Raw genomic sequence first — 20,645 nt, 5'->3', positions numbered from 1 at the left:
CGGCGTAGAGGCGCAGGCTGGTGTCGACGAACGCGGCCAGCCCTTCCGCATCGGCCAGCGGATCACGGCCGCGGAACGCGAGCTGGATCGCTTCGCCCGTGCTTTCGCCCCAGCTGAAATCGCCGGGATACCACTTCGCCCGCGCGGCGTCCTCGCGCTTGCCGGGATCGGCGCCGTGGATCTCCCAGCCGGTATGCGGCGCGAACGGCAGCGGCGCGCGCAGACCCTCGCGGCGCAGCGACAGCAGCAGGCGCAGGGCGTCGCGCGCCTGTTCCGCCTCGATGCCCGGGGTGACGTGCGGGCCGACGCCGGCCTCGCCCGCGTCGTGGAACTGCACCAGCGGCACACGCAGGCCGCAGGCGTTGGCCAGCAGCCAGTCCAGGCCGTGGCGGATCGCCGCCGGGCCGTTCAACACCCCGATATGCACGCGCGCCAACCCGTGCACGTAGAGATCCTCGACGCGACCCTGCACGCGCACGCCGTCGATCACGGTGTGCAGGTGCGGCGCGCCGCCGTGCGGGCCGACGATGCCGCGATGATCGACCTGTTCGCGCCACTGCACCTGCGCGCGGACGTGGCGCTCCGCTTCGTCCAGCAACAACAGGAAGCGACGCGCTTCCGCGTCCGGTCCGGTCGGGCGGCCGCGCCATTGCGCGGCGGTCTCCTCGCGCATCCATGGGAACAACCTTTGTTCTGCGAGGCGGGCGAGCAGGCCGTCGTCCGGCTCACCCTTGCGCACCGCCGCCAGCACGGCCTGGCCATCCGGCTCATGCAGGGCGTCGTGCAGCCAGTGGCGACGATCGTGCCCGACCCAGTCGGCGAAGGCGCGCGCATACGGGTCGACGTCGGCGAACACCCGCTCCGCGGCCTGTTCTCCCAGCGGACCGGTGGGCACCTGGCCGCGTGCGCGCAGCCGCGTGTAGAGCGCGCCGGGCGTGCGGGTCTCGGGCGGCGACGCGCGGTCGAGCAGCCACTCGAACACCTCGCGCTGCATGCGCGTGCGTTCGCGGCCGTGCGTGGGTGCGATCAGGGGCTCGGTGTCCTCGCTTTCCTCCAGCGCATCGGGCAGGCGCATGCCGAGCCGCTGGGCGAGGAACTGGCCGGCCGGATCGAGCAGGAAACGGCGCAGCGCGTCCAGCGGCAGCGCATCGCCCTCGTCCCCGAGCGCCGGCAACGGCGCTTCGACCCAGGGCGCCAGCGCACGGCGCGTGCCGCCGAGGCGGTGCGCCGCATCGCGCCATGCACCGCGGTAACTGAAATGGCGCGGATCACTGTCGCCACCGAACGCGGCCGGCGCGAACGGCTGCAGCGTGTGGCGCACGACCAGCGCATCCTTCGCCTTCGCATCGCCGTGGTAGCGCGCCGCCACGTCCACCAGTTCGCTGACCAACACGGACGGTTCGCGCGCGCTGCCGTCGCGCGGATCGGCGCCGAGATAGCTGACGTAGAACACGTCCTGCGCGGCCGCGAACAATTGCAGGAACAGGAAGCGGTCATCCTCGCGGGTCGAGCGGTCGCCCGGCAGGCGGCGGCCTGCGTGCAGTTCGGCGGTCAGCTTGTTGAGGCCGGCGGCGGGATCGCGCCGCGGGAAATCGCCGTCGTTCATGCCGAGCAGGCAGATCGCACGGAACGGCAGCAGGCGCATCGGCACCATCCGGCCGATGCTGATGCCACCGGTCAGCAACGGCGCGCGCGTGTCGGCCTGCGAGAGCAGGTCGGCGAAGTGCACGCGCACCACTTCCGGCGGCACGGTGCCGCCATAGCCGGCGGCGTCGGCATCGCGGGCGAAGCGGTCGACCAGGGTACGCAGGCGATCCAGCGCGCGCTGCGCACGCGGTGCGGCGGGCCGCTCGGGCAGCAGCACGTCGAGCAGGTGCAGCAGGCGTTCGCGCCACTGCGCAGGCATCTGCGCCTTGCCCAGGGCGCGGCGCTGGCGGGCGAGTTCGCGCAACAGGCGCACCAGCGTGTCGAGCGCGTCGAGGCTGCCGCCTTCCAGTTCGGGCCACGGCGCGACACCGGCGATGGCGTCATCGCTGCCGCTCGCATGGCCCAGCAGCAGGCGGTCCAGCGCGAACTGCCAGGTGTACGCATCGTCGGCCGGCGCATCGGACGCGGCGCGGTGCGTGGCATCCAGCCCCCAGCGTGCACCGGCCTCGCGCAGCCAGCCGTGCAGGCGGTCGATCGCATCGGTATCGAGTCCGGACGCCTCGGCGACGGGCGCGCTGGCCAGCAAGTCGAGCATTTCGTCCAGGCCGAAGCGCGACACCGGCAGGTCGAGCAGGCGCAGGAACACCTCCGCCAGCGGTTCGCTCGCCAGCGGACTGGTGTCGGCCAATGCCCACGGCAGGGCATCCTCGTGTCCGCTGCCGCCGAACACCGCATCCAGGTAGGGCACGTACGGATCGATGTCCGGCGCGAGTACCGCGATTTCGCGCGGCTGCAGCGGCGGATCGAAGCGGCGGCCCTCAGGGGAGGCGGGGTCCAGCAGCGCGCGCAGCCGGTCGTGCAGCACCTGCAGTTCGCGCAGGCGTGTGTGGCACGCGTGGACCTGCAGGCTGGGATCGGTCACGTCGAGCGCGGCGCGGGGCGGCGGCACGGCCGGGGCACGGCGGTGGAACAGGTCCGACTGCAGGCGCCGCAGCAGTGTGTCGGGCCCGTCGCTGCCCAGCGGATCGGCGTAGACGTCGATTTCGGCGCGCGGATGCACGACTTCGTAGTCGCCCAGCAGGGCCATGAAATCGCGCCCGGCCGCGCCCCAGGCCTGCAGCAGCGGATTCTCCTGCACGTCGTCGGCGAACAGGTCGCTGTCGCCGCTGCGGCGGCGCTCGCGCAGCGTCTGCAGATCGCCCCAGTAGCCGCGCGCCGGCGTGGGCAGGTAGAAGTGCAGCGTGCCCACGCGCGCCTGCGTGGCCAGCACGCGCAGCACGTCGGGCGAAACGTTGAGGGTGGCGAAGACGAGCAGTCGCTTCGGCAGGCCCTGCGGCAATGGACCGTCGTCGCGGCCGAAGCGCGCGAGGTAATCGTGGATGCGGCGCGCCCGGTAGTCGTGCCCGGCGGCCACGGCGCGCCACAGGCGCGCCTGGGCGTCGTCCTGGTCGGCGCCCGCCTCCCAGCGCAGCAGCCAGTCGCGGCGCCAGGCCTGGTATTTCTCGTAGACGCCGGCCAGTTCACCGGCCAAGGCCCAGGGCTTCAGCGGATCGCCATCGCCCAGCCAGGCGTCCAACGAGGCCAGCGCCGGCGCGCCGCGCAGTGCCGGATCGCGCAGCGCGCCATAAAGACGCCACTGCAGCGCGGCCATGTCGAGGTCGTCGGCACTCGGGCCGAGATTCGCGTCCAGCGCGCGGGCGACGAACTCGCCCGGCGTGAGGAATTCCAGGTTGGCGGCGATGCCGTACTTCGCCGCCAGCGTGGCCTGCAACCAGCGGCGCATGGCCACCTGGGGGATCAGGACCAGATCGGGCGCCAACGGCGACTGGTCCGGCACCGGCGTGCGCAGCTCCTCGGCCAGCAACGCCGCCAGCAGCTCCAGCACATTGGAGGGATACAGGCGGAAGTCGGGCGTGGCGTCGGTCGTCATCGTCGCCGTCATTGTGCCGGATGGCGGTCGCAGCACCGGAGACGGCGGCGGTTTGGGCCACAGCATCCCGCACGGCCGTGCGCGCGGGCGAGGCGTGGATGCCACAATAATCAAACTGCGCGGTACGGTTTATGTTCAGCCGCTGGCCGCGAAGCTACACCGTTGTTTTTCCGTTAACCCGCCTGTGGTCCGCCGACGACGCCCATGACGCCTGCCGACGCTCCTGCCGTGCACCTCTCCGGACTCCGCCTCGATCGCGGCGGCCGCACGATCCTGCGTGGCATCGACCTGACCGTGCCGCGCGGCAGCATCGCCGCCGTGCTCGGTCCATCCGGCAGCGGCAAGTCGACGATGCTGGCGGCGCTGACCGGCGAGCTGCCGCCGGTCGCGGGCACCGTGGAGGTCTTCGGCCAGCCCGTGCCGCACCGCAGCCGCGCGCTGCTGGAGATGCGCAAGGGCGTGGGCGTGCTGCTGCAGGGCAACGGTCTGCTGACCGACCTGACCGTGGCCGAGAACGTGGCGCTGCCGTTGCGCACCCATACCAAGCTGCCCGACGCGCTGATCCGCCGGCTGGTGGACTTCAAGTTGAATGCGGTGGGCCTGCGTGCGGCCGCCGACGCCTACCCGCGCGAGCTGTCCGGCGGCATGGCGCGTCGCGTGGCGCTGGCCCGCGCGCTGGCGCTGGATCCGCCGCTGATGATCTACGACGAACCGCTGACCGGCCTGGACCCGATCGCCTCGGGCGTGATCATGAGCCTGATCCAGCGCCTCAACGACACCCTCGGGCTGACCAGCATCATCGTGACCCACCACGTGCACGAGACGCTGCCGATCGCCGACCAGGCGGTGGTGATCGCCAACGGCGGGCTGGTCTTCTCCGGCACGCCGGCGGACCTGGAAGCGACCTCGGACCCGCTGGTGAAGCAGTTCCTGCGCGGCGAGCCGGACGGCCCGATCGCCTTCGATACGGTCACGCGCGGGGAGGCCGCCTGATGCCCTTCGTCGCCGCCACCCGTTCGCTCGGCCGCGCTGGCCTGTTCTCGCTGTCGGTCTTCCGCGCCTCGACGCCGACCCGCGACTTCTTCGCCGAACTGACCCGCGAGATCTACAAGATCGGCGGCCGCTCGCTGCCGATCATCGCCGTGGGCGGTGCGTTCGTGGGCCTGGTGCTGACCCTGCAGGGCTACCGCACGCTGACCACGTTCGGCGCCAGCGACGCACTGTCCACGTTGCTGGGGCTGTCGCTCTACCGCGAACTGGGCCCGGTGCTGACCGCGCTGCTGTTCATCGGCCGCGCCGGCAGCTCGATCGCCGCGGAGCTGGGGCTGATGCGCGCCACCGACCAGATCAAGGCGCTGGAGCTGATGGCCATCGATCCGGTGGCGAAGGCCGTGGCGCCGCGCTTCTGGGCGGCGGTGCTGACGGTGCCGCTGCTGACCGGCTTCTTCTGTTCGCTGGCGATCAGCGCCAGCTACTTCGAGGCCGTGCACGTGCTCGGCCTGGACAACGGCACCTTCTGGTCCGCGCTGCAGAACAGCGTGGATTTCTGGGACGACTTCGGCGTGGCGCTGCTGAAGTCGGCCGTGTTCGGCGGCACCAGCGCATTGGTCGCGGCCTACGTGGGCTTCCACGCCGAGCCCACCATCGAGGGCACCTCGGTGGCGACCACCCGCGCGGTGGTGAACGCCTCGCTGCTGGTGCTGATGTTCAATTTCGTCATGTCTGCATTGCTGTTCAGGAGCTGACCCATGTCCGTCCGTGGACCCCGCCTCGAATTCGCCGTCGGTGCCTTCCTGCTGCTGGCCCTGGCCTCGCTGCTGGTGCTGGCGCTGGCTTCCACCAACAAGCGCTTCGGCGTGGGCGGGGGCAGCTATGAGCTGACCGCGCGCTTCACCAACCTCGGCCAGCTGCGCAAACAGGCGCCGGTGAAGATCGGGGGCGTGGTCATCGGACAGGTGGCCGACATTCAGCTGGATCCGGTCAAGTTCGAGTCCATCGTCACCCTGTCCATCGACAGCCAGTACAAGGACCTGCCGGCCGATACCGCGGCGGGCATCTTCACCAGCGGCCTGCTGGGCGAGAACTACATCGGCCTGTCCCCGGGCGGCGACCCGGAGGTGCTGAAGCCCGGCGAAGAGATCGCCTTCACGCAACCGGCGGTAGACCTGCTCCAGTTGGCCGGCAAGTACATGTTCAGCGGCGGCGCCAACAATGCCGCAGGCTCCGGGGAAACCCCGGCCAGTGGCGAGACCGCCGCGCCCCCCGTTACGGAAGAACCCACTCCATGAAGACCCTGATGAAGCATTCCTTCCTGTCCATCGCCCTGTCGGCGGCCATCCTGGCCTCCGCGCCGGTCGCGGTGTTCGCGCAGGCCGCAGCGCCGGCGGCCGCCGCCAAGCCGAACAGCGCCAGCCAGGTGGTCCTGAGCAGCAGCACGCGCATCCTGGCCACGCTCGACCAGCGCCGCGCCGAGTTCAAGGCGAATCCGGCTGCCCTGCGCCAGTACGTGACCAGCGAATTCAACACGCTGTTCGACGGCGACTACTCCGCCCGCCTGGTGCTGGGCGTGCATGGCCGTGGCGCCTCCGACGCCGACGTGAAGCTGTTCGGCCAGGCCCTGACCGAGCGTCTGCTGTCGGCCTACGGCGCACGCCTGGCGGACTTCAACGCGCGCCTGAAAGTGCGGGTGAAGTCGGAATCGCCGCTGCCGGGCGGCAAGGGCGTGAAGGTCGAGACCGAGTTCATGCAGCCCGACCAGACGGTCACCCCGATCACTTTCTACGCGCGCAATGTCGGCGGCCAGTGGAAGGTGTTCGACGTGCTGCCGGAAGGCGTGTCCTTCGTGCAGACGTTCAAGACCCAGTTCGATACCCCGCTGCGGCAGAAGTCCATCGCCCAGGTGGCGGCGGACCTGAAGTCCGGCAAGCTCCAGGTCAACGGGAATGCCAGCGGCAAGTGACGCCGGCGTACGCCGGGATGGCGACGCGCTCGTGTTCACGGGCGCGCTGGACCGCGCCGCGGCCGCCGTGCTGTGGGCGCAGGCCTCGGCGCAGCTGGCCGGCGCGCAACGCTTCGTCCTGACGAACGTCACTACCGTGGACAGCGCCGGGCTGGCACTGTTGGCGGAACTGGCCGCGCGCGCGCGCGCCACCGGCACCGCACCGCGTTTCGAAGGCCAGCCCGCTGGCTTGGCCGACCTGCAGGCCGCGTACCGACTGACGCCGGAACTGGATTTCCCGGCGTAAACCCCACCCCCGCAGTTTCCAGGAATCAGGATGAATCTGTTCCGCCTCAGCACCGTGGTCCTGCTGGCCGCCCTGGCGACGGCCTGCGCCTCGGCGCCCAAGTCGGCCACCGGCGCGCCACCCGAACCCGTGGTGGTCGACGGCAGCGCCAGCGTCGATGCGACACCCGCCCTCGCGCTGCCTGCCGCACCGCCGATCGATCCGGCGACGATCGCCGCCGCGCCGACCACCGATCCCGCCACGGCCAGCGCCGAGGACGATTTCGCGGCCATCTACGGCCAGGGCGCCTACGACCCGGTCGCCGATCCCTCGCTGCCCGCCCCCGTGCAGGCGCCGGTCGCCTACGACCCGTGGGAGAAGTACAACCGCAAGGTGCACGCCTTCAACAACGCGGTGGACCGTGCGGTCGCCCGTCCGCTGGCGCGCGCCTACACCGCGGCGGTGCCCCGGCCGGTGCGCCTGGGCGTGAGCAACTTCTTCGACAACCTGCGCCAGCCGCTGACGATGGTGAACCAGCTGCTGCAGGGCCGCCCGCGCGATGCCACGCAGACCTTCGGCCGCTTCGTGATGAATTCCACGCTGGGCATCGGTGGCCTGTTCGACCCGGCCAGCGACCTGAAGATGAAGCGGCGCAGCGAGGATTTCGGGCAGACGCTGGGCACCTGGGGCTGGAAGCGCTCGCGCTACGTGGAACTCCCGTTCTTCGGCCCGCGCACCGTGCGCGACGTCCTCGGACTGGCGGGCGACATGCCGCTCAGCCCGGTGCGGCAGATCGAGGACGACAAGACGCGCATCTTCCTGCAGGGCCTGAACCTGGTGGACACGCGCGCGCAGCTGCTCTCGCTGGACAGCCTGCGCGAGGGCGCGGTCGACGACTACGCGCTGGTCCGCGATTCGTGGCTGCAGCGCCGCAACTACCAGATCGAGAGCCACCGTACCCAGCAGCAGCCGTCCGAGGACGAACTGCCGGAGTACCTGCAGGACGAGAACAATCCCACCGTCCCGGTCGATGCGATGCCGATGCCGGAGATCAGCGGCGGCGGCTGAGGCCATCCCGCTCCGGAAACGAAAACGGCGCCTGCGGGCGCCGTTTTTTGTTTCCTTGGGGAGCGACGAGAGTCGCGACGTCGCTCCCACAGGACAAGGGTCACTCGGCTTCGTCGCCACCGAGGAGTTTCGCGCCATCGGCGCTGGGCAGCGACTCCACCTCGCGCAGGCTGCGCTCGATCGCGCGCGTCCGCACGCCGGTCTGGTCGATCTGCTTGCTGGCCTGGTCCAGCTTGGTCTTCACCGAATCCATCACGTCGCCGAACTTGCCGAACTCGCGCTTGGCGTTGGCCAGGATGCTCCAGACCTCGGCCGACCGCTTCTCGATGGCCACGGTGCGGAAGCCCACCTGCAGGCTGGTCAGCAGGGCCAGCAGCGTGGTGGGGCCGGCGATGGTGATGCGCTGGTCGCGCTGGATCGCTTCGAACAGGCCCGGGCGACGCAGCACTTCGGCGTAGAGGCCCTCGGTGGGCAGGAACATGATCGCGAACTCGGTCGTATGCGGCACCGCGATGTACTTGCGGATCTCCTGCGCCTGCTTGCGCACCGCACGCTCCAGCGCGTCGCCGGCCTGCTTGACCGCATCGGCGTCCGCCCGTTCCTGGGCGTCGAGCAGCCGCTCGTAGTCTTCGCGCGGAAACTTGGCGTCGATCGGCAGCCAGACCACCGCATCGCCGGAAGAACCCGGAAAACGCACCGCGAACTCCACGCGCTCGCCGCTGCCGGGCACGGTGGCCACGTTGCCGGCGTACTGGTCCGGCGCGAACACCTGCTCCAGCAGACCGGCCAGCTGCACTTCGCCGAACACGCCGCGGCTCTTCACGTTGGTCAGCACACGCTGCAGGCCGCCGACGTCCGCCGCCAGCTTGTTCATGTCGCCCAAGCCCTGGTGCACTTGCGCGAGCATGCGGGTGACGTTGCCGAAGCTCTCGGTCAGGCGGGTCTCCAGGGTGGCGTGCAGCTTCTCGTCCACGGTCGCCCGCATCTGCTCGAGCTTCTGCGCATTGTCGGCCTGCAGCTCTTTCAGGCGGCCTTCCAGCGTCTGCCGCATCTCGCCGATGCGCTGCTCGTTGCGCTGGGTAAGTTCGTTGAGACGCTGGCCCAGCGTGTCGGCGAAGCGCTGCTGGGATTCGGCCGATTCCAACCGGCCCTTGCGGGCGTCCTCGGTCAGCGTGTCGCGCAAAACGTCCAGGCGCTGGTCGGTGCGGGTGCTCAAGTCGGCGAGACTGCGGCCAAAGCCGTCGATGCGCACTTCCTGCGCGCGCGACAGGCCTTCCAGCTGGTCGCGCAGCTCGCTGCGGCCTTCGCGCTGCTCGTCGCGCAGCGCGCGTTCCAGCAGGTCGCCGATGCGGGCCTCGGGGCGGCGCAGCAGCAGCACCGCGAGCAGGACGACGGCGACGGCGACAAGGATCAGCAGCAGGATGAGCAGGGTCTGGGAATCCATGCCGACAGTGTAGCCGCTGGCGTCTCACCGCCTGAGGCGGGTGCAGCGCGAACCGCCTCGCACGCGAAGCGCGCGCCGCGTCACGGGACGCGGATGCGCGGCTTGACCCCCCCGTGGGGCCGGCGCACAGTCGCGGCGCACCGACCGCTTGGGGAAAGCCGGCTTGCTGCAACACCTCCGGACACTGATGGGCGCCGCGCCCGATCCCGTGCCTGCCCTCGCGGCGGCGCGCACGGTGGCGTTGCAGTCGGCGCTCGGCGAGCCCGAGCGCATCGATCGCGACCCCGATCGGCGGCACCGGGTGGACGTGCATGTCTACGCGCGCACCTTCGTCGAAGCGTGCGTGGAAGGCGGCGACGAGGGCTACGTGCTGGTCACCAGCGGCATGAGCGACCGGTTGATGCCGATGCCCGACGGCTACGACGGCGACGAGTCCGCGGCCCGCGAGCTGTTCTGGTACGTGCGTGCGCCGCATCCGGCCTTCATCGCGCAGCTACGCTGGCTGGCCAAACTGCCGTTCGCGGAAGGCAGCTGGCTCGGATACGGCCACACGGTGCCGTTGCCGGAGCCGCCGCTGGCGGGCTCGCCGTTCTCCACCTTCCTGTTGCTGCCCCCGGTCGTGGCGACCGATCGCCACCTGTTCGACAACGTGCACCTGCAGGGCCAGGGCGTCGAGCCGCTGGTCGTGCACCTGGTGTCCGACGCGGAGTACGACCTGGTGCGCTCGGACGAGGGCCTGGATGTGTTCCTCGACCTGCTCGACGTGCACCGTTACCCGCTGGTATTCGATCCTGCGCGCCCGTCGTATCTCTGAACCGGCCTGCGCCGCGGCGCGTGGTGCGCCGCCGATTGCCAGCCGCGCCGCACCCGCATAGGCTGCTGGCGGCCCCGGGGCGGGGATGCGCCCGCGGGGCGTGCCCCCTCACCTTATCCATGCCGGCCCCGCGGCCGGCATGCCGTCCGATTGACGCATTCGAGGAACTTCCATGACCTGGCTACGGCGCAAATCCATCGACCGGATCACCGAGCACGAAGAAGGCCGGCGACTGGTCCCCACGCTGAGCTGGCCGCACCTGGTCGCGCTGGGCATCGGCGCCATCGTCGGCACCGGCATCTACACGCTGATCGGCGTGGGCGCCGAGAAAGCCGGCCCTGCCGTGCTGATCTCCTTCGTCGTCGCCGGCGTGGTCTGCGCCTGCGCCGCGCTGGCCTATGCGGAACTGTCGACGATGATGCCGGCCGCCGGCAGCGCCTACACCTACAGCTACGGCGTGCTGGGCGAATCCATCGCCTGGATCGTGGGCTGGAGCCTGATCCTGGAGTACTCGCTGGTCGTCAGCACGGTGGCGGTGGGCTGGTCGGGCTACTTCGTCGGCTTCCTCGAATGGGTGCAGCAGAACTTCGGCTGGAGCGTGACGCTGCCCGCGGCGCTGTCGGCCGGTCCGCACGCCGGGGGCGTGATCAATCTGCCGGCCATCGTCATCACCTTCCTCGTCGCCGGCATGCTGATCGCCGGCACGCGCGAGAGCGCCACGCTCAACGCGATCCTGGTGGTGTTCAAGCTGATCGCGCTGGCGGTGTTCATCGCCGTCGCGCTGCCGGCGTTCAACCCGGACAACCTGCAGCCCTTCATGCCGTACGGTTTCCCGAAGTCGGTCGGGCCGGACGGCGTCGAGCGCGGCGTGATGGCGGCGGCGGCGATCATCTTCTTCGCGTTCTACGGTTTCGATGCGATCTCCACCGCGGCCGAAGAGACCAAGAACCCGGGCCGCGACCTGTCCATCGGCATCATCGGCTCGATGGTCGGCTGCACCCTGATCTACCTGGTGGTCGCGGTTGCCGCCGTGGGCGCGCTGAGCTACACGGTGTTCGGCCAGAGCGCCGAACCGCTGGCGCTGATCATGCGCGAACTCGGCCACGGCACCGCCGCGCTGGTGATCGGCATCGTCGCGATCGTCGCGCTGCCGACGGTGCTGCTGGCGTTCTTCTACGGCCAGAGCCGCATCTTCTTCGTGATGTCGCGCGACGGCCTGCTGCCGCGCGGCCTGTCGAAGGTGAATGCGCGCACCGGCACGCCGGTCGCGATCACGGTATTCACCGCCGTGCTGGTCGCCGCGTTGGCCGGCGTCGCGCGGCTGGACGAAATCGCCGCGCTCGCCAATGCCGGCACGCTGGCGGCCTTCGTCGCCGTCGGCGTCTGCCTGCTGGTGTTGCGCACGCGCGAACCGGACCGCCCGCGCGTGTTCCGCACGCCGCTGGCGTGGATGGTCGGTCCGGTCGCGATCCTCGGCTGCCTGTACCTGTTCTGGAGCCTGCCGCACCGCACGCAGCTCTGGTTCCTGGTCTGGAACGTGGTCGGCATCGTGGTCTACCTGGCCTACAGCCGCCGCAACAGCATGCTGGCGAAGGGCGGCGACGCGTAAGGCACGTCGACGTCGCGGTGCTGGAAAAGCGGGCTTCGGCCCGCTTTTTCTTTGCCCGCGCGTGCGGGATTCACGTTCGCCATACGCATGCGTGTGCAGGGCCGGCGCTTCATTCCCGGCGCCCGCGGCACTAAGATGCCGCGCAGGCACACCATCCCCCGGGTTACGACGTTGATCATCCATCCCAAAGTCCGCGGCTTCATCTGCACCACCACCCATCCGCTCGGCTGCGCGCTCAATGTGCGCGACCAGATCGCCGCCACGCGCGCGCAGGGCGTGCGCACCGACGGACCGAAGAAGGTGCTGGTGATCGGCGCATCCAGCGGCTATGGCCTGGCGGCGCGCATCAGCGCGGCGTTCGGCTTCGGCGCGGATACGCTGGGCGTGTTCTTCGAGAAGCCCGGCAACGAGAAGAAGGCCGGCACCGCGGGCTGGTACAACTCGGCCGCGTTCGACAAGGCGGCGAAGGACGCCGGCCTGTACAGCCGATCGATCAACGGCGACGCGTTCTCCGATGAGGCGCGCGCGAAGGTGATCGAACTGATCAAGAACGAGATGGGCGGCCAGGTCGACCTGGTGATCTATTCGCTCGCGTCGCCGGTGCGCAGGCTTCCGGGCACGGGCGAAGTGAAGCGCTCGGCGCTGAAGCCGATCGGCGCGCCGTACACCTCCACCGCCATCGACACGAACAAGGACGCGATCGTCCAGGCCACCATCGAGCCGGCCACCGAGCAGGAGATCGCCGACACCGTCACCGTGATGGGTGGGCAGGACTGGGAGCTGTGGATCGATGCGCTGGACAAGGCCGGCGTGCTGGCCGACGGTGCGCGCACCGTCGCCTTCAGCTACATCGGCACCGACATCACCTGGCCGATCTACTGGCATGGTGCGCTCGGCCGCGCGAAGGTGGACCTGGACGAGACCGCGCAGCGGCTCGACGCGCGCCTGAAGAAGACCGGCGGCACCGCCAACGTCGCCGTGCTGAAGTCGGTGGTGACGCAGGCCAGTTCGGCGATTCCGGTGATGCCGCTCTACATCAGCATCGTGTTCAAGGTGATGAAGGAACTCGGCCTGCACGAGGGCACCATCGAACAGCTGGACCGCCTGTACCGCGACCGCATGTACCGCGCCGATGGCCAGCCCGCCACGACCGACGACGAGAACCGCCTGCGCCTGGACGACTGGGAACTGAAGCCCGAGGTGCAGACGCAGGCCAAGGCGCTGTGGCCGCAGGTCACCAGCGAGAACCTGTTCCAGCTGACCGACTACGCCAACTACAAGCACGAGTTCCTGAAGCTGTTCGGCTTCGAGCGCGACGACGTGGACTACGATGCCGACGTGAACCCGGACGTGCAGTTCGACTGCATCGAGCTGTCGCCGGAAAGCTGATCGCAGCGCAGGGTGCGTGGAAAGGCGGGCTTCGGCTCGCCTTTTTCGTGGGTCTTGCCTGTGAGAGCGACGTAAGTCGCGACGATCCTGTGCAGCGATCTGTCATCGCGACTTACGTCGCTCCCACACCAGAACCTAAGAGCACTCAGGGCCCAGCGCGCGAATGCGCATGTTGCGCACATACACGGGGTTGCCGTGGTCCTGCAGGCTGAGATGGCCGCGCCGTGCCTGGGCGAATTCCGCCTGCCCCGCGAACTTGCTGGCGGCGACGCGGCGACGCCACGCGTCGCTGTCGGTGTCGTAAGCCGCTACGCGCACGCCGTTGAGCCAGTGTTCCACGCGCGGACCGCAGGCGACGATGCGTGCCTGGTTGTAGTCGCCGATGGGGCGCAGGACATCCTTTGCGGGCGCGACGAGATCGTACGCGGCGCCGGCACGATGGCTGGACACGATACGGTCTTCCGCCTCGCGGTCATCCAGCAACTGGTACTCCACTGCCCGCGCCCAGACCGGCGAAGCATCGACTGCACGATAGAACAGCCCGCTGTTGCCACCGGCGGGCAGCCGCCATTCCAGTTCCAGTTCGAAGTCGCCGTAGCTGCCGACGCTGATGATGTCGCCACCGCCCGCCGAGGTCAGCACGAGTTCGTTCTCATGCGCCTTCCAACGCGCGTCCAGCGCGGAAGCGCCGACATTGCGCCACTGGCCCGCATCCGCCAGCGATTGCCAGGGCGCATCGGGCGTCGACGCGCAGCCTGCCACCATTGCGGCGAGCAGGACCGGAACGATCCGCACGCCGCGCATGGTCAGTCCACCACGCGGCAGAACACCGCTTTCAAATAGCGCGATTCCTGCACGTGCGCCATGAACGGGTGATCGGGGCCGGCACCGGCGACCTTCAGGATCTGGATCGTGCGGCCGGAGAAATACGCGGCGCGGCGCAGCATGTCGAGGAACTGCTCCTCGCTGACCAGGCCGGTGCACGAGAACGTCGCGAACAGGCCGCCGGGCTTCACCACACCGAGCGCCAGCTTGTTCATGTCCAGGTACTTCTTCAGCGCGGCGATCACCTGCTCACGATCGCGCGTCATCTTGGCCGGGTCCAGGATCACCACGTCGTACTGCTCGCCGCGGTTCGCCGCATCGCGCAGGTACGGGAAGATGTCGGCCTGCACGAACTTCGGCCGCACGTTGTTGAGCTTGGCGTTGCCCTTGGCGATCTGGATGACGTCCTGGTCGATGTCCACGCCCAGCACGTCGGTCGCGCCACGCGCGGCGGCGTACACCGCGAACCCGCCGGTGTTGCAGCACAGGTCCAGCACGGTCTTGCCTTCCACCTGCTGGCTCAGCCACTCGCGGTTTTCGCGCTGGTCGGCGAAGAAGCCGGTCTTGTGCGCGCCCGCCGGGTCGGCGCGGAACTTCACCCCGTACTCGGTGATGACGGCCGCCTCGGTCGTGGTGTTGCCGTGGAAGTCGAAGCTCTCCTGCTTCTGCACGTGCTCGTCGGCGAAGCTGTGGAAGCGGCAGCCCGGGAACTGCTCGCGCAGCGCCTCGTAGATCCATTCGCGATGGCGGAACATGCCCGCGGCGAAGAACTCCACCACGATCAGGTCGCCGTAGCGGTCCACCACCAGGCCGGAGAGCCCGTCGCCTTCGCTGTGCACCACACGCCAGGCGTCGCTGATGGCGTCCAGCTTCAGCACGTCGCGACGCAGCGAGACCGCGTCGGCGATCTTGCGCGAGAACCAGCCGGCGTCCACCGGGATGTCCGGGTGCGTTTCCAGGATGCGCACGGCGATGCGCGAGTGGCCGTTGTAGAAGCCGCGGCCGATCCACTCCCCGTCCACTCCGACCACCTCGACGAGGGTGCCGGACTTGGGCTTGGCGGCGGGCTTCTCGACCAGTTTCTGGAAGATCCACGGGTGGCTGGAACGCCAGGCGTTCTTCAGGCGTACGGTCGGGTTGGGCGTGTTCATGAACGACATTTTACCTTCGCGGTTGACCCGGCCGCTCGCCATCCGGACAATTCCCGCCTGAAGGGGAGTAGCTCCCAACGTGCCGGCCGTCAATTCGAGCAGTCATGCTCCGGTCCCACGGCAGCCCACCGGGCTGTGAGCGAGACCTTCGCCGCGATGGCGAAGGCATACCCCGGATCCCCGTTTCCCGGTTCCCGAGATGTCCGCGCCCGCGGCCGTCCTCCACTTTTTTCGGGAATCTCGATGGAAACGATTGGCAACCCCTGGTTGTGGGCCGGCTTCGGCGGCCTGGTGGTGATCGCCCTGCTGGTCGACCTGGTGCTGATGCGCCACGGCGGCGCGCACAAGGTGACGTTCAAGGAAGCGATGTGGTGGAGCCTGGGCTGGATCGCGCTGGCCATGGCGTTCAACGGCGGCCTGTGGTGGTACGTCAACGAGACCGCGGGCCTGGTCGAAGCCAACCGCGTCGGCCTGGAGTTCCTGACCGGCTATCTGGTCGAGAAGGCGCTGGCCGTCGACAACATCTTCGTCTTCCTGATGGTGATGACCTACTTCGCCGTGCCCGAGGAACAGCGTCAGCGCGTGCTGGTGATCGGCATCCTGGGCGCCATCGTCCTGCGCAGCATCCTGATCTTCGCGGGCGCGGCGTTGCTGCAGCACTTCCACTGGCTGCTCTACCTGTTCGGCGCGTTCCTGCTGCTGACCGGCATCAAGATGTGGTTCGCCGCCGGCAAGGAGCCGGACCTGGAGAAGAACCCGGCGCTGCGCTGGATGCGCAACCACCTTAAGCTCACCGACGGCTACCGCGGCGCGGCGCTGAGCGTGCGCGAGAACGGCGTGCGCTGGTTCACCCCGCTGTTCGTCGTGCTCGTGCTGATCGGCGTCACCGACGTGATCTTCGCTGTCGACAGCATCCCGGCGATCTTCGCGATCACCTCGGACCCCTTCATCGTGCTGACCTCGAACGTGTTCGCGGTGCTGGGCCTGCGGGCGATGTTCTTCCTGCTGGCGGGCATGGCCGACCGCTTCCACCTGCTGCCATACGGCCTGGCCGTGGTGCTGGGCTTCATCGGCACCAAGATGCTGCTGATCGATGTCTACAAGATCCCGGTGCCGTGGGCGCTGGGCACGGTGGCGGCGATCCTGGGCGTGACGGTGGCGCTGAGCCTGGCGCGGCCTCAGAAGACCGACCCGGCCGTCTGAGTCGGCCCTGGCAGACCATCCCGCCCGCGGGATGGTCTGTCCATCGCGACCCGGCCTTGCAATCGCCGGGGCCGCCGCCAGAACTGGTTCATGGACCTGCATCCCGACGATCCGGCGTTCGACCCGGAAACCCAGCAGCGCTACGACCGCAAGCGGATCCTGCGCGCGCTCAACCTGAGCCTGGCCTTCGTGCTGGTGCTGGCGATGGTGTATTCGGCGCAGAACAGCTTCGACGTGCGCGCGTTCACCATCGCCCCGCTGTCCGCGGAGGGCCTGCTCGGCATCCTCACCGCACCGCTGCTGCACGGCTCGCTGGAACACATCGCCGCGAACGCGTCCGCGCTGCTGATCCTCGGCACGCTGGCCGGCGCGGTGTATCCGCGGGCGACGCTGTGGGCGATCCCGCTGGTGTGGTTGGGCGCGGGCCTCGGGCCATGGCTGCTGGCCGAGCCCGGCACGCATACGCTGGGTGCCAGCGGCCTGACCCACGGCCTGATATTCATGATCTTCATGCTCGGCCTGTTGCGTCGCGACCGTGCGGCGATCGCGGCAGGCATGATCGCGTTCCTGTTCTACGGCGGCATGGTGCTGACCGTGCTGCCGCGCGAGGCCGGGGTCTCGTGGCAGGCGCACCTGGGTGGCGCGGTCGCGGGCCTGATCGCGGCCTTCCTGTTCCGTCGCCTCGACCCCGAATTGCCGAAGAAGAAGTACAGCTGGGAGATCGAGGACGAGGAAGCCGCCGCGCGCGACGACGACGAACTCGAACTGCCTGCGCCGCGCGAAGTGCCGCTGCTGTGGGTGCGCCCCGAGCATCAGGACGAGGAACCGCGTGGCGTCGTGCTGCGCTTCCCGCCGAAAACGAAAGACTGACGTCGACGAAGGTGTGATGCACGCGTGGTACGTGTGCATCACTATCACATTTGCAGAAAGTTCTTGTGGCGGAAAGCGTGCTGGAGGATATTCCCGGCGTCACCATTCCGGTGACCAGCCCGGGAGTATCACGATGAAGCCGTCCATGCAGGAACACTGGATCCGCGTCGCCACCTCAGAAGGCATGTTTTCTGCGGAACGTGCGGTGTCGTTGACGTTGATCGACGGCAAGGAAGTGTCCTTCTTCGTGGATGCATCGCAGATCCGGCATGAGCGCGACGGGAAAGGCGAACTTCGTGTCACGCTCGTGGAGTCCGATGACACGCAACAGCGACAGCTCGTGCTGCTGCCGACGGAAACGTTCGAAACCTCCTCGCGCTGGGTGGAAGTCGCCGCCTAGGCCCGATCATCAGGACACGGATGCCATGATCCTCAGCAACGTACAGATCCTGGAGCGCATCCAGGCGGGCGACTTCCACATCGCCGATCTTGCGGGCACCGATCCGCGCCGCGCGCCCTTCAACACGAGTGCCGTCGATCTCCGGCTCGACGACCAGATCACGGTCCCGGCCTCGGGGGGTCCGTTCCAGCTGGACCTCAGCGGCGGCGGCATCGCGCAGCACCTGGCCAAGAATTCGACGCCGTACGTCATCACCGACCGTCAGCCTTTCTCGCTGACGCAACACCAGCTGGTGCTGGCAAGGACGCGCGAAACCGTGTCCTTTCCGCTGCGCGGCGACGGTACGTGCTACAGCGCGCGCGTCGAAGGCAAGAGCTCGCTTGCGCGCTGTGGCGTGCTGGTGCACTTCACCGCACCCACCATCCATGCGGGTTTCTCGGGCTCGATCACGCTGGAGATCATCAATCTCGGCCCGCAGCCCGTACTGCTGACGCAGGGCATGTACATCTGCCAGCTGATCATCGAGGAAGTCGCGGGCTGTCCCGCGGATGCGCCGAACCAGTTCCGCGGCCAGAGCACGCCCGCGGGCGTCTGACAGTCCACGCCTGAAACAAGAAGGCCGCCCGAGGGCGGCCTTCTTCGGCGATGGATTTCCGCTCAGAACTTCGCGCTGAACTCCACGCCCACCGTGCGCGGCTCGTTGATGAAGCCGGTCAGGTTGTTGAAGTCGATGCCACCGACGATGCGGCGCTGGTCGGTGATGTTGCGGCCGAACAGCGCGACCTCGTAGTCGCCGTAGCCCCAGCCGTAGCCGACGCGCAGGCCGCCTTCCAGGGTCGACTTGCCGGTGAACTCGATGGAGTCGTACAGGAAGAAGTTCACTTCGCTGCGGTACGCCCAGTCAGTGTAGACGTACAGCTCGCTGCCGTCGCCCAGGCCGACGCTGTAGCGCGCGGTCACGTTGTGCACCCACTTCGGCGCCTGCGGCAGGTCGTTGCCGTCGATCAGGGCCAGGCCCGCACCATTGGTCGGATCGGTGACGGTGCATGCCGCGCACACGGCGACGGCCAGGTCGTCGTCCTGGATCTCGGTGTCGTTGTAGCTGCTGCCCAGGGTGACCAGCAGGTTGTCCAGCACGTAGGCCTGGAAATCCAGTTCGACGCCCTTGCCGGCCGACTTCTCGGCATTGAGCAGGATGTTCGCGTTGGCGGCGCCGCCGACGGCGGTCAGCTGCTGGTCCTTGACGCGGTAGTAGTACACGCCCGCGCTCAGGCGCGCGCGCTTGTCCCAGAAGTCCGCCTTCACGCCGGTCTCGATCGAGGTGACGGTTTCCGGATCCGCGACCGACTTCGCGTTGAACGCACCCGCGCTCTGGATGCTGCTGCCGCGGAAGCCGGTAGCAGCACGCGCATACAGGTTCACGTCTTCGTTCAGCGCGTACGTCGCCGACAGGTCCCAGTTGAACTTCTTGTCTTCCGGCGAAGCCGACAGGTCGCCATCGGGTTCGAGTGCGGCCAACTGCGCCAGCGTGCACTTGCCCGCCAGCACGCAGGCGGCGAAACCGGTGTTCCAGTAGTCCTCGACGGTCAGCTTCTTCTCGTCGACCGTGTAGCGGGCGCCCGCGCGCAGCTCCAGCTTGTCGGTGGCCTGCCAGGTCACGGCGCCGAACGCCGCCCACGCATCGTTGGTCTGCCGGATGCGCTGGTAACCGTCCTGCGCGCTGCCGTTGAGCGAGTCGTAGCTGAAGCTCTCGACCTTGTAGTCTTCCTTGAAGTAGAAGACGCCGGCCTGCCAGTTCCACGGACCGGTGTACGCGGACTCGATGCGGAACTCCTGCGTCCACTGCGAGTGCTCGGGGATGCCGTCGGCGGTTTCGGAGGCGAAGGGCAGCTCCGGCGTGAAGTAAGGCCCAGAACTGCCATCGATATCGCCGCGGTTGATCGTCTCGACGCTCTCGTAGCCGGTGATCGAATAGAGCTTGTACTGGCCCAGGTCCCAGCTCAGGCGGGCGCTGGCGCCCTGCGATTCGAGCTCGGAGTAGTTCAGGCCATCCTGCGAGACTTCGTCTTCGTCGAAGCCCGGCACGAAGTTGTTGGTGCCCGGTTCGATGATGTTGGCGCGGAACAGGCGCGCGGTGCCGTTGAGCTTGCGCGCATGCGCATTGAACAGCGCGTCGAAGCCGTCGCCTTCATAGAGGAACTGCACGCGGCCGGCGGATTCGTCGTAGCCCTCGAAGCCGTCGTTCGGGCCCGGATAGGTGTTGGTCACCCAGTCGTCACGGCGCTGGTACAGCACCGAAGCGCGCGCCGACCAGTTCGGGCTCAGTGCGCCACCGACGGCGCCTTCCAGGTTCCACATGTTGTCGCTGCCGACGCCGACCTTGCCGTAACCGGTGGTCTCCTGCGTGGGCTTGGCCGATTCGAACTTCACCACGCCGGCCGGCGTGTTACGGCCGAACAGCGAACCCTGCGGACCGCGCAGCACTTCGACCTGCTCCAGGTCGAACAGCGGGAAACCCTTCAGGATCGGGTTTTCCTGGACCACGTCGTCGTACACCAGCGAGACCGGCTGCGAGGTGTTGAGGCGGAAGTCGGTGTTGCCGTAGCCGCGGATGTAGAAGCGCGGGAACGCGCGGCCGAACGAGGATTCGATGTTCAGGCTGGGCACGCGGCCGGACAGGAAGCGGATGTCGGTACCGCCGGAGGCCAGCACGCCGAGCTGCTCGCCGTTGATGGTGCTGATGGAAACCGGCACGTCTTGGATGTTCTCGACCTTGCGCTGCGCGGTGACCTGCACGGTGTCGAGCGTGGCGGCATCAGTGGTGGCGGGCGCGGCGTCCTGCGCGAAAGCGGTGCCGAAGGGCAGCAGCGCGGCGATGGCAAAAGCGAGGCGTTGCGGCCGGACAGCGGTCGTGCGGAGTCGGGACATGGCGGTGGCTTTCCGAGTGGGTGGGTGTCGGGGCGCCTGGCGGCGCTAGCACGCGAATGTTGCATTACAGCAACAAGGGGGGCAATGGCTGGAAGTCCCGTTCCGACAAAGGTAACGGACATTGCCGCCCGTCGCGCAGCCGC

General features: G+C 68.7%; 17 protein-coding genes and 1 pseudogene. 13 read left to right on the top strand and 5 right to left on the bottom strand.

The features are described from left to right. Positions 1-190 precede the first annotated feature (190 nt). A pseudogene (gene recC, locus BLT45_RS01065) lies at positions 191-3,577 on the bottom strand (exodeoxyribonuclease V subunit gamma); the annotation flags it as partial. A 204-nt stretch (positions 3,578-3,781) separates the two neighbouring features. Between recC and BLT45_RS01060 the strand changes: the two are divergent. Genes BLT45_RS01060 through BLT45_RS01035 form a run of 6 tightly spaced genes read left to right on the top strand, consistent with a single transcriptional unit; the run spans position 3,782 to position 7,869 of the window. Next, complete coding sequence (locus tag BLT45_RS01060; RefSeq protein ID WP_093294037.1) at positions 3,782-4,570, top strand: ABC transporter ATP-binding protein; 789 nt, start codon at positions 3,782-3,784, stop codon at positions 4,568-4,570. Further along, entirely contained in the window at positions 4,570-5,322 is a 753-nt protein-coding gene (locus tag BLT45_RS01055) for an MlaE family lipid ABC transporter permease subunit (RefSeq protein ID WP_093294035.1), read from the top strand. The genes BLT45_RS01060 and BLT45_RS01055 overlap by 1 nt, the downstream gene beginning before the upstream one ends. Before the next feature lie 3 nt (positions 5,323-5,325). Beyond that, on the top strand, positions 5,326-5,865 hold the full coding sequence (gene mlaD / locus BLT45_RS01050) for an outer membrane lipid asymmetry maintenance protein MlaD (RefSeq protein ID WP_093294033.1): 540 nt from the start codon (positions 5,326-5,328) through the stop codon (positions 5,863-5,865). Between the two features lie 8 nt (positions 5,866-5,873). Next, positions 5,874-6,536 (top strand): MlaC/ttg2D family ABC transporter substrate-binding protein, encoded by a 663-nt coding sequence (locus BLT45_RS01045; RefSeq protein ID WP_093298327.1) that lies wholly within the window; start codon positions 5,874-5,876, stop codon positions 6,534-6,536. After that, positions 6,520-6,822, top strand: a complete 303-nt coding sequence (locus BLT45_RS01040) for an STAS domain-containing protein (protein WP_093294030.1) — start codon at positions 6,520-6,522, stop codon at positions 6,820-6,822. The genes BLT45_RS01045 and BLT45_RS01040 overlap by 17 nt, the downstream gene beginning before the upstream one ends. Before the next feature lie 30 nt (positions 6,823-6,852). Beyond that, positions 6,853-7,869, top strand: a complete 1,017-nt coding sequence (locus BLT45_RS01035) for an MlaA family lipoprotein (protein ID WP_093294028.1) — start codon at positions 6,853-6,855, stop codon at positions 7,867-7,869. A gap of 100 nt (positions 7,870-7,969) precedes the next feature. On the opposite strand, the gene rmuC is transcribed toward BLT45_RS01035, so the two are convergent. Beyond that, positions 7,970-9,313, bottom strand: coding sequence for a DNA recombination protein RmuC (gene rmuC / locus BLT45_RS01030; RefSeq protein ID WP_093294026.1), 1,344 nt, complete (start codon positions 9,311-9,313; stop codon positions 7,970-7,972). A gap of 163 nt (positions 9,314-9,476) precedes the next feature. Between rmuC and BLT45_RS01025 the strand changes: the two genes are divergently transcribed. The 3 genes from BLT45_RS01025 to fabV all read left to right on the top strand — a co-directional run bounded on the left by BLT45_RS01025 (position 9,477) and on the right by fabV (position 13,125). Then, entirely contained in the window at positions 9,477-10,127 is a 651-nt protein-coding gene (locus tag BLT45_RS01025; protein WP_139187848.1) for a suppressor of fused domain protein, read from the top strand. A 172-nt stretch (positions 10,128-10,299) separates the two neighbouring features. After that, the gene (locus tag BLT45_RS01020) at positions 10,300-11,736 is read left to right on the top strand and encodes an amino acid permease (protein WP_093294021.1); all 1,437 of its coding nucleotides are present in this window, start codon (positions 10,300-10,302) and stop codon (positions 11,734-11,736) included. 171 nt (positions 11,737-11,907) lie between these two features. Next, positions 11,908-13,125, top strand: coding sequence for an enoyl-ACP reductase FabV (gene fabV, locus BLT45_RS01015; protein WP_093294018.1), 1,218 nt, complete (start codon positions 11,908-11,910; stop codon positions 13,123-13,125). Positions 13,126-13,260: 135 nt separating this feature from the next. Here the strand turns inward: fabV and BLT45_RS01010 are convergent, their stop codons facing one another. Together BLT45_RS01010 and BLT45_RS01005 are read right to left on the bottom strand one after the other, a co-directional pair. Then, positions 13,261-13,920, bottom strand: a complete 660-nt coding sequence (locus tag BLT45_RS01010) for a 3-keto-disaccharide hydrolase (RefSeq protein ID WP_175455676.1) — start codon at positions 13,918-13,920, stop codon at positions 13,261-13,263. 11 nt (positions 13,921-13,931) lie between these two features. Continuing rightward, positions 13,932-15,101: a class I SAM-dependent rRNA methyltransferase gene (locus tag BLT45_RS01005; protein WP_093298325.1), complete on the bottom strand. Its 1,170-nt coding sequence runs from the start codon at positions 15,099-15,101 to the stop codon at positions 13,932-13,934. A gap of 243 nt (positions 15,102-15,344) precedes the next feature. Here BLT45_RS01005 and BLT45_RS01000 point away from each other — a divergent pair, with 243 nt between their 5' ends. From BLT45_RS01000 to dcd, 4 genes are all read left to right on the top strand, one after another. Continuing rightward, positions 15,345-16,304, top strand: a complete 960-nt coding sequence (locus tag BLT45_RS01000) for a TerC family protein (RefSeq protein ID WP_093294014.1) — start codon at positions 15,345-15,347, stop codon at positions 16,302-16,304. A gap of 90 nt (positions 16,305-16,394) precedes the next feature. Continuing rightward, entirely contained in the window at positions 16,395-17,174 is a 780-nt protein-coding gene (locus BLT45_RS00995; RefSeq protein WP_093294012.1) for a rhomboid family intramembrane serine protease, read from the top strand. Positions 17,175-17,307: 133 nt separating this feature from the next. Then, positions 17,308-17,574 carry a hypothetical protein gene (locus tag BLT45_RS18250; RefSeq protein WP_093294010.1) on the top strand — a complete coding sequence of 89 codons (267 nt, stop codon included), beginning with the start codon at positions 17,308-17,310 and terminating at the stop codon, positions 17,572-17,574. 25 nt (positions 17,575-17,599) lie between these two features. Beyond that, positions 17,600-18,169 (top strand): dCTP deaminase, encoded by a 570-nt coding sequence (gene dcd, locus BLT45_RS00985; protein WP_093294008.1) that lies wholly within the window; start codon positions 17,600-17,602, stop codon positions 18,167-18,169. 62 nt (positions 18,170-18,231) lie between these two features. Here dcd and BLT45_RS00980 read toward each other — a convergent pair whose 3' ends face one another. Beyond that, positions 18,232-20,502, bottom strand: coding sequence for a TonB-dependent receptor (locus BLT45_RS00980; RefSeq protein WP_093294006.1), 2,271 nt, complete (start codon positions 20,500-20,502; stop codon positions 18,232-18,234). Between the last annotated feature and the right edge of the window lie 143 nt (positions 20,503-20,645).

The organism is Pseudoxanthomonas sp. CF385 (genome assembly GCF_900104255.1).
Classification (GTDB): Bacteria; Pseudomonadota; Gammaproteobacteria; order Xanthomonadales; family Xanthomonadaceae; genus Pseudoxanthomonas_A.
Note: the sequence above shows the minus strand (reverse complement) of the source record. Positions and strands in the feature narration are given on the sequence as shown.

Coding starts and splice junctions, on each gene's coding strand:
- BLT45_RS01060 (WP_093294037.1), top strand. CDS start 3,782: ATGACGCCTGCCGACGCTCCTGCCGTGCACCTCTCCGGACTCCGCCTC.
- BLT45_RS01055 (WP_093294035.1), top strand. CDS start 4,570: ATGCCCTTCGTCGCCGCCACCCGTTCGCTCGGCCGCGCTGGCCTGTTC.
- mlaD (WP_093294033.1), top strand. CDS start 5,326: ATGTCCGTCCGTGGACCCCGCCTCGAATTCGCCGTCGGTGCCTTCCTG.
- BLT45_RS01045 (WP_093298327.1), top strand. CDS start 5,874: ATGAAGCATTCCTTCCTGTCCATCGCCCTGTCGGCGGCCATCCTGGCC.
- BLT45_RS01040 (WP_093294030.1), top strand. CDS start 6,520: ATGCCAGCGGCAAGTGACGCCGGCGTACGCCGGGATGGCGACGCGCTC.
- BLT45_RS01035 (WP_093294028.1), top strand. CDS start 6,853: ATGAATCTGTTCCGCCTCAGCACCGTGGTCCTGCTGGCCGCCCTGGCG.
- rmuC (WP_093294026.1), bottom strand. CDS start 9,313: ATGGATTCCCAGACCCTGCTCATCCTGCTGCTGATCCTTGTCGCCGTC.
- BLT45_RS01020 (WP_093294021.1), top strand. CDS start 10,300: ATGACCTGGCTACGGCGCAAATCCATCGACCGGATCACCGAGCACGAA.
- BLT45_RS01005 (WP_093298325.1), bottom strand. CDS start 15,101: ATGAACACGCCCAACCCGACCGTACGCCTGAAGAACGCCTGGCGTTCC.
- BLT45_RS01000 (WP_093294014.1), top strand. CDS start 15,345: ATGGAAACGATTGGCAACCCCTGGTTGTGGGCCGGCTTCGGCGGCCTG.
- BLT45_RS00995 (WP_093294012.1), top strand. CDS start 16,395: ATGGACCTGCATCCCGACGATCCGGCGTTCGACCCGGAAACCCAGCAG.
- BLT45_RS18250 (WP_093294010.1), top strand. CDS start 17,308: ATGAAGCCGTCCATGCAGGAACACTGGATCCGCGTCGCCACCTCAGAA.
- dcd (WP_093294008.1), top strand. CDS start 17,600: ATGATCCTCAGCAACGTACAGATCCTGGAGCGCATCCAGGCGGGCGAC.
- BLT45_RS00980 (WP_093294006.1), bottom strand. CDS start 20,502: ATGTCCCGACTCCGCACGACCGCTGTCCGGCCGCAACGCCTCGCTTTT.